This is a genomic window from Pseudanabaena cinerea FACHB-1277 (assembly GCF_014696345.1).
Lineage (GTDB): Bacteria > Cyanobacteriota > Cyanobacteriia > Pseudanabaenales > Pseudanabaenaceae > Pseudanabaena > Pseudanabaena cinerea.
In genome coordinates, this window is the sequence record NZ_JACJPY010000029.1 from 44,022 (window position 1) to 51,080 (window position 7,059).

Annotated in this window: 9 protein-coding genes and 1 pseudogene; 4 read left to right on the top strand and 6 right to left on the bottom strand. The window is 44.4% G+C overall.

Translation table 11 applies throughout. The features are described from left to right. Positions 1–71: 71 nt before the first annotated feature. The 5 genes from H6F44_RS10890 to tsf form a co-directional block, all read right to left on the bottom strand. The gene (locus H6F44_RS10890) at positions 72–1,133 is read right to left on the bottom strand and encodes a M14 family metallopeptidase (RefSeq protein ID WP_322096204.1); all 1,062 of its coding nucleotides are present in this window, start codon (positions 1,131–1,133) and stop codon (positions 72–74) included. Between the two features lie 144 nt (positions 1,134–1,277). Beyond that, complete coding sequence (psaC, locus tag H6F44_RS10895) at positions 1,278–1,523, bottom strand: photosystem I iron-sulfur center protein PsaC (RefSeq protein ID WP_009628656.1); 246 nt, start codon at positions 1,521–1,523, stop codon at positions 1,278–1,280. 154 nt (positions 1,524–1,677) lie between these two features. Further along, the gene (locus tag H6F44_RS10900) at positions 1,678–1,998 is read right to left on the bottom strand and encodes a translation initiation factor (protein ID WP_190350982.1); all 321 of its coding nucleotides are present in this window, start codon (positions 1,996–1,998) and stop codon (positions 1,678–1,680) included. Between the two features lie 70 nt (positions 1,999–2,068). Continuing rightward, positions 2,069–2,683 (bottom strand): hypothetical protein, encoded by a 615-nt coding sequence (locus H6F44_RS10905; protein WP_190350983.1) that lies wholly within the window; start codon positions 2,681–2,683, stop codon positions 2,069–2,071. A 79-nt stretch (positions 2,684–2,762) separates the two neighbouring features. Then, entirely contained in the window at positions 2,763–3,377 is a 615-nt protein-coding gene (tsf, locus tag H6F44_RS10910) for a translation elongation factor Ts (protein WP_190350984.1), read from the bottom strand. 328 nt (positions 3,378–3,705) lie between these two features. On the opposite strand from tsf, the gene H6F44_RS10915 reads away from it, so the two are divergent. The 3 genes from H6F44_RS10915 to purC all read left to right on the top strand — a co-directional run bounded on the left by H6F44_RS10915 (position 3,706) and on the right by purC (position 6,726). Beyond that, entirely contained in the window at positions 3,706–4,977 is a 1,272-nt protein-coding gene (locus tag H6F44_RS10915; RefSeq protein WP_190350985.1) for an ATP-binding protein, read from the top strand. Between the two features lie 188 nt (positions 4,978–5,165). Further along, positions 5,166–5,873 carry an energy-coupling factor ABC transporter permease gene (locus H6F44_RS10920; protein WP_190350986.1) on the top strand — a complete coding sequence of 236 codons (708 nt, stop codon included), beginning with the start codon at positions 5,166–5,168 and terminating at the stop codon, positions 5,871–5,873. Between the two features lie 133 nt (positions 5,874–6,006). Further along, complete coding sequence (gene purC / locus H6F44_RS10925) at positions 6,007–6,726, top strand: phosphoribosylaminoimidazolesuccinocarboxamide synthase (protein ID WP_190350987.1); 720 nt, start codon at positions 6,007–6,009, stop codon at positions 6,724–6,726. Positions 6,727–6,794: 68 nt separating this feature from the next. Here purC and H6F44_RS10930 read toward each other — a convergent pair whose 3' ends face one another. Then, positions 6,795–6,962, bottom strand: a complete 168-nt coding sequence (locus tag H6F44_RS10930) for a hypothetical protein (RefSeq protein WP_190350988.1) — start codon at positions 6,960–6,962, stop codon at positions 6,795–6,797. Between H6F44_RS10930 and H6F44_RS23160 the strand changes: the two are divergent. After that, positions 6,901–7,059: pseudogene (locus H6F44_RS23160) on the top strand (transposase); the annotation flags it as partial. The gene H6F44_RS10930 and the pseudogene H6F44_RS23160 overlap by 62 nt on opposite strands.

Sequence of the window (7,059 nt, forward strand, 5' to 3'; positions counted from 1 at the left end):
CTGTGACAGTATCCGATCACCCCTCCTGCAAAGCGATCGGGCGAGGCACAACCATCACATCGGGATACCATCTAGCTTGTGAGTCTCTCCATCAGGTAACACAGGCAATCTTGGCGCACGATCGCCTCATTTAATGTGAGCATCGAAGGCATTACGGACTTTTTGAGAATAATTTCACCATCTTGGATTGCAAAAAAGCGCTCGCTTTTTTCTACCCCATCTTCCCCAATCGCTAGTAAATAGGCATTCTCAGTTTTGACCTTGCCGAATGTTGTGCCAATGGGTAATTCGCAAAAATTCAACTCATCCATCGCCGCAGGAAAGGTGATGTCATCGTTTGGGTTGGCACAAAAACTAAAGTTAAGTTCTGGGGGGATTTTGACGATCGCTACTGTGTGAAAGAGATTGATATCGGCGATCGCGGATTCGGGCAAATTGGCAAAGCTTTCTAAATTTAAACAGGTTTCCACATATGCCAAGGCGTGGGCAGTGCCATCAGGCAAGTCGGGCTGTCCGCATTCCACCACGATCGCGGGGCAGAACTCACCAAAGGCAAAAGACTGAACTGTTTTGGGGCTGGTGTAATAGACCACATTGCGATCAAATAGTCGCGCCAACTGCAATGAGTCACGATCTAGGCGCGTGATGCAACCGTAATGAGGATTGCGCCCCGTATTGTTATGAATATCGATGCTGGCAAACACACCCCGCGATCGCATTGCCGCGATCACCTGTTGCGCCATGATTTGCTCTGGCAATGGCTGCGGCGACATTTGCCAGATGCGGTTATAGTCGGGCTGATGTGCCAAATGTCTTTGCCTTTGCTGAGCCGCTTCCACATTGCCAATAAACAAGGACAGCGATCGCGGTAATCTTTGATTTTGGTTGTAGTTCTGATATTTGCGAAGTAATTCACGCATTGCTAACCAACTCGTTGTTTCATTACCATGCAGCAGAATTGACACGAATAAAGACGGTTGGCGATCGCCTTGCAAATGAATTAGGGTCGGTTGTTTTAAAACTGCAAAAAGTTGATCAGCATCAAGGTCTAGTAAACCATCGGGTAGGCGATCGAGAATAGTTAGCATAAAAAATATAGTCCATACAAAATAGACTGCAACGCTAAGCGCCACAGTCTATTTTGTAAGTTTAAATGCAGGATAAAGAATAATTGCACTTATTAAAAAAAAAGAAAACGAGAATCTAGCTTATTTAATAATTTAAAATCTAGCAACCCAGAATTAAGAGTTCCTAATTCGTAATTGCTCAATTCGTAATTAATAAGTTAGACCCATGCTGCGGCTAGTTTCAGCACCAAGATAGACACGGACGCTTAGGAAGTCAGTGGGGCAAGCAGTTTCGCAACGTTTGCAACCAATGCAGTCCTCGGTACGGGGAGAAGAAGCGATTTGAGCCGCTTTGCATCCATCCCAAGGAACCATTTCCAAAACATCACAAGGACAGGCACGCACACATTGAGTGCAGCCGATACAGGTGTCATAAATTTTGACTGCATGCGACATATTGCTATTGCTCCAATCAATATATGTACCTATTTAGGCACGGGATGTTTAAAACCAAGTTTATCGTAGTGGTTTACATTCCATGCAGCGATCGCCATATAACTTAAAACAAATTAACAAATGGGCTAGAGCGTTTTGCGCTGGCTTATGCCACTTATTTACCACTAATTTTGGCTTTGTAGCCTAAGCTGAGCAGGATTTGTAAGATTTTTTGACTGTGATCGCCTTGGATCTCGATCGCTTGCTCCTTACAAGTACCGCCCGATCCACATTGATTTTTAAGTTGCTTGGTGAGCTTGGTGAGTATTTCCTCGGTGGTTTGAAAGCCCGTAACCTCTGTGACGGTTTTGCCCCCCTTACCGTGTCTTGTCACCTGTACCCGCACATTTTGCTGTTGTGGCGGTAGATCTGTCCTGTCTTCTTCAGGTTGTTCATCAATGCCAAACTCACGGTACACCACCCGACCTTTGCTCATAGTTTTTTAGTTCTTTAACTTTTAAACCAATGATATTAGAGGGGCGGCGCAAAGCGTCGCCCCTCTATCACTATTCCACCCATGCTGATCGCCATGCCAGCTCTGCTTCAGCAATAGTTTTTTGATGATATTTCTTATCTAGCTCATTGTGTAGATGATTTAGCCTTGCAGACAAGACTCGCAGTTCGCCGCGATAGGACATGACATAGCGATCAGTAAACTCAATTTCGGCTAAGCGAATGCTCATCTGCGGCTGAGATGGCTTTTGCTCCTTTTGATTTGTCGCCGCCTCTACCGATTCCAAAATTTTATGTTCCACCAATAACTGATTGAGTGCAGTCATCGTGGCATTTAAGCAATTGCCTAGCAATGTATCGAGGTTGTTTTGGTCATCACGTTCGCGGCGATCGCATTGCTCTAGCGCCTGTTGCATCTCTTCACTAAGAGCTTTGATCCTTTGGCGCAAATGCTCTTGCAATTGCTGGCGTTCTGATAGAGACAATGCCAGAAACGCGGTGGGGCGCTCATGGGTACAAAATTTAAATGCCGCCAATAATACTTGCTGCTGGACTGCCTTGGCGATCGCCTGGGCATATTCCAGATGGATCGTATCAATGCGACTGCTGACATCAGCGATCGCCTGTTGAATATCCTGAATATCTTTTTCAATTCTTGCCAGCATCATTACAGCCTATTGATAAGATTTTGTAGAGGAATTTTTGAGTGTGGCTTTGCGCCGATCAAAAATTCCTCATTGCTAAGAGTTACTCAGCGCTTAGATCTTCGCCAACGACAAAGCGCACAAAGCGACGTACCTTCACGTTTTCGCTCAATTTTGCACCAGTTTGTTTAACCAACTCATCTACAGTAATGCTTTGATCTTTGATGTATGGCTGATCTAGCAAGCATAATTCTTTAAGACGCTTCTCAATGCGTCCTAATACAATCTTGTCACGGATTGCAGCAGGTTTGCTTGCCAAGTCTTCCTTACCTGATTCAACTTGCTTTTCCTTTTCGACAAATTCCGCAGGAATATCAGCAACACTGACATATTCGACATTAGGACAAGCGGCAATCTGCTTAGCTACGCTATCAGCTAGTTCTTTGAGTTCTTCACGGCGAGCGACAAAATCAGTTTCACAATTAACTTCCACTAGGACACCGATCCGACTGCCAAAGTGAATGTAGCTATGGACAATGCCTTCAGTCGCCGCCCGACTGGCTTTTTTGACCGCAGAGGCTAAGCCTTTTTGTCTTAGATATTCAGTTGCTTTGGTGAAATCGCCTTCGGAGTCTACCAGCGCCGCTTTGCAATCTTTGATACCTGCACCAGTGCGGGCGCGGAGTTCTTGAATTTGTTGGGTTGTAATTTCTGCCATATTAATAAACTTATTGAGGATTTTTGGGGCAACATTTAGAGGAGCATTGTTATTGTTGCTCGTTGCCGAAAATAGTTTTCAGAAACTATTTCTAAAATGTTTGCAGTAGTCTAACTTACCACAGTTCCAAGTCCATAGGGATTGCCGATCCTAAAATACCTTGTAATATTCTCTGCAATTTTAGTGCTTATGCAAAAATGATGCAAATTCGCTTTTTCTAGTAAGGCTAGTTCATAAACTGACCTTACTATTGGGTCTTAAGCAAAAGAACCAATTATAATTACCAAATAATTATCTGAAATCACTCCAAAAATTGGAGGTTAGCAACTTGGTTAGCTTGTCACCAAATTCATTACCGCTTCAAGCCTGCAATCCTAGCCATAGTATTTACCCGATCAAATTAAGTGCGGAGCTTCCAGAAATCTCCAACCGTATAGATCGCGGCGATCGCCAAGACTATAATCAAAACCATAATCAAAACCATAATGTATATGTCGACCTAAGTGAGGCAAGGGGCGATGATGTTGTAAAGCGATTACGCAGGGGGATCGCCATGTCGCCTAACCGTCCAACCTTACAATTTCTGACGGGGGCGATCGGCAGTGGCAAAACTACAGAGCTATTGCGCCTTAGGCGCAGCCTAGAGAAGCAAGGATTTGTGGTGATTTACTGTATGGCGGATGAGTATTTGCCCTTAGGTGATGTGCGCGTAACAGAGATTTGGATTTTGCTGTTATATCTGGTGACTCAACAGATGGAGCGTCAGGGGGCTTTGCCACTGTCCTATTTACCCAATGTGATCACTAGAATTGGAGCAAAGATTCGTCTTAATGCTGACATAGTGGGCAATCTTGCCACCAATAACTCAAGTCATAGCGATGAAATCAGCTATACTTCTAGGCTAAGCAAAATTCTCAAATTCCTCCAAAAACATAGCCAACAACGCTTTCAGCTACGGCATTACCTAGAGTCGCCCCTAGAGCCAAAATTAAAGAGCTATTTGTCGATGGCGGCGGAAGAATTGGTGGGTAAAGAAATTGAGCGCTTGAAGCAGATGGGTAGAAAGGGGCTAGTCATTTTGTTGGATAATCTCGATCGCTTATCTAAGGAGCAAGCACACCAAATTTTTGATGCGGGGGCTAAATATTTACAGCAGTTCCCTTGCCATACTGTCTATACATTGCCAGTTATGTCTCCCGTCCTCAATGATGTTGACACAAACGGCTTTAATAGTGATTCAGCCCGTAACTTCCATAGTTCGCGGACACTTCCCCATTTTGTTCTGCCTACATTGACTTTGCGCGATCACCAAGGAGAAATCAATCCCGATATTTTGAGGTTGCTGCGTCAGATAGTGTTAGCGAGGGTAATCCCACAGATTGCGCCTGAGCAAAGGCTTGACCATCTCCCTCAAGCCTTTGCAGATCTAGAAACCCTAGATCATCTATGTATTGCCAGTGAAGGTCATCTTCCCCATTTAATTTCATTGCTGTATGGTTGCTGGCAATTACAGGAGCCACCTTTTATGAGGGAGGCGATCGCGGCGATCGTCACTGACTTTCACCATTATCGAGCTTACTCCTCTCCCACTCAGGGATGAGATATCCACCGTGCCGCTTATATAGATCCTTAGGATCTTTGGGCTTGAGTGCCACCAAGTGCTGTAAGCCAACGCAAAGCAGCGCGTCAGGATATGCCCCTGTCTCATCTTTTATTCGGCAATTCCCAAGGTGGTAATCTAAGAAATACCAACAAAACACAAAATAACCAAACATTTGGCAAACCAGAATGCTTTCCCCACATATCCATTTAGCACTGCATATCCCCGATGGCTACCTCAGCCTGCCCGTTAGTCTTATTACAGGCGCGATCGCGATTATTTTAATTGCCCTTTCCTTGACCCAAGTTCAATCAGAATATCAAGAACGCACTGTCCCTTTAATGGGGGTCAGCGCCGCTTTCATCTTTGCAGCACAGATGATCAACTTCCCAATTGTTGGTGGCACATCTGGACACTTAATGGGAGGAACCCTTGCCGCAATTTTACTGGGACCTTGGGCAGGTTCATTAGTAATGGCAGTGGTTTTTATTGTGCAAACAGTGGTTTTTCAAGATGGAGGGCTGACAGCATTGGGAGCCAATATTACGATCATGGGATTGGTTGGCACTTTTGGCGGTTACTATCTCTATCGACTGCTACGCAATCTCTTGGGGAGGCATACTTGGTTGGGCATGAGTGTTAGCACCGCGATCGCCTCATGGTTGAGCGTTGTGGTTGCCGCCGCAATTTGTGCTATTTTGCTTGCCATTTCTGATACTGTCCCCCTTGCTGTCGCCATGACCGCAATGCTGACTTGGCATTTGATGATTGGCATCGGCGAAGCAATGATCACCCTTGCTGTGGTTAGCTTTCTATGGCGCACCCGCCCCGATTTAATCTATGGCTCTCCCACCTCATTAGAAAGTTTAGAAAATTTGGAAAGTAAAGAAGATTAGCGCTCTCTCCAAAGAAAGAATCCAAAAACATCCTAAAAGTTTCGCAGCGCGAAACTTTTCTAGTTTTTAAGTCAGCGCAAAGCGCTATAAAATAGTCACATCAACTAGGCATATTAACCCATAAGCAGATCCAATGAGTGGAACCAAACTCTACGAAGGCAAAGCCAAAATTCTATTTACAACTGACGATCCGCAGATTTTGCGGTCACAATACAAGGACGATGCAACTGCATTTAATGCCCTGAAAAAAGGCACGATCGCCCATAAAGGCGAAATGAACTGTGCGATCGCCTCCCGTATATTCCAATATTTAGAATCTCAAGGCATTGCCACCCATTTCATTCAGCAAATTTCTCCCCATGAGATGGAAGTAATTGCCGTCAAAATATTGCCAATCGAGGTTGTAGTTAGAAATATTGCCGCAGGAAGTATTTGCAAAAGGCTAGGGTTAGAGCAGGGGCAGCTCCTCAAACAGCCATTGGTGGAATTTTTCTATAAAAATGATGAATTGGGCGATCCTTTAATTACCGATGCCCACATTGAAATGCTAGAACTCGCCACCCCTGAGCAGGTGACGCAACTCAAACAGATTGCTCTCAGTATTAATCAGCATTTGCAAGAATTTTTTAAACGTTGCGATCTAATTTTGGTGGATTTCAAGGTGGAAATGGGCATTGACCATCAAGGTAAACTTCTCCTTGCGGATGAAATCAGTCCTGATACCTGCCGCCTCTGGGATCAAAATATTGCCGACCCCAGCGATCGCATCCTCGACAAAGATCGGTTTCGCCAAGATTTGGGCAATGTCGCTGAGGCATATCAAGAAGTTGCTAAGCGTGTATTACAGGCTTAAAATCCCCAAAATATTTTTGCATATTGGTACAAAGCGGCGATATGCAAAAATATTTCGCACTGTTTTTTTTAGAGATGATTGGGAAGTAATTCGGCTAGTTTGGCTTCACCGCAGCCGAAGTCACCGATCTGGAGATTGGTATAGTTTTGGAGCTTTTCGGCGATTTTTTCATAAGCAGCAATACCAGAAAATGGAGTGGGGGTAATGGATAGAGGGTTTGCTAAGCTAAAATGCATTAAGAGATTAAATGAACAGCAAGACCGCTACTTTGTGATAAGAGTAAAGAACAATATGAACCTAGAGTTACTAAATAATGGTAAGGCAATATTAGGG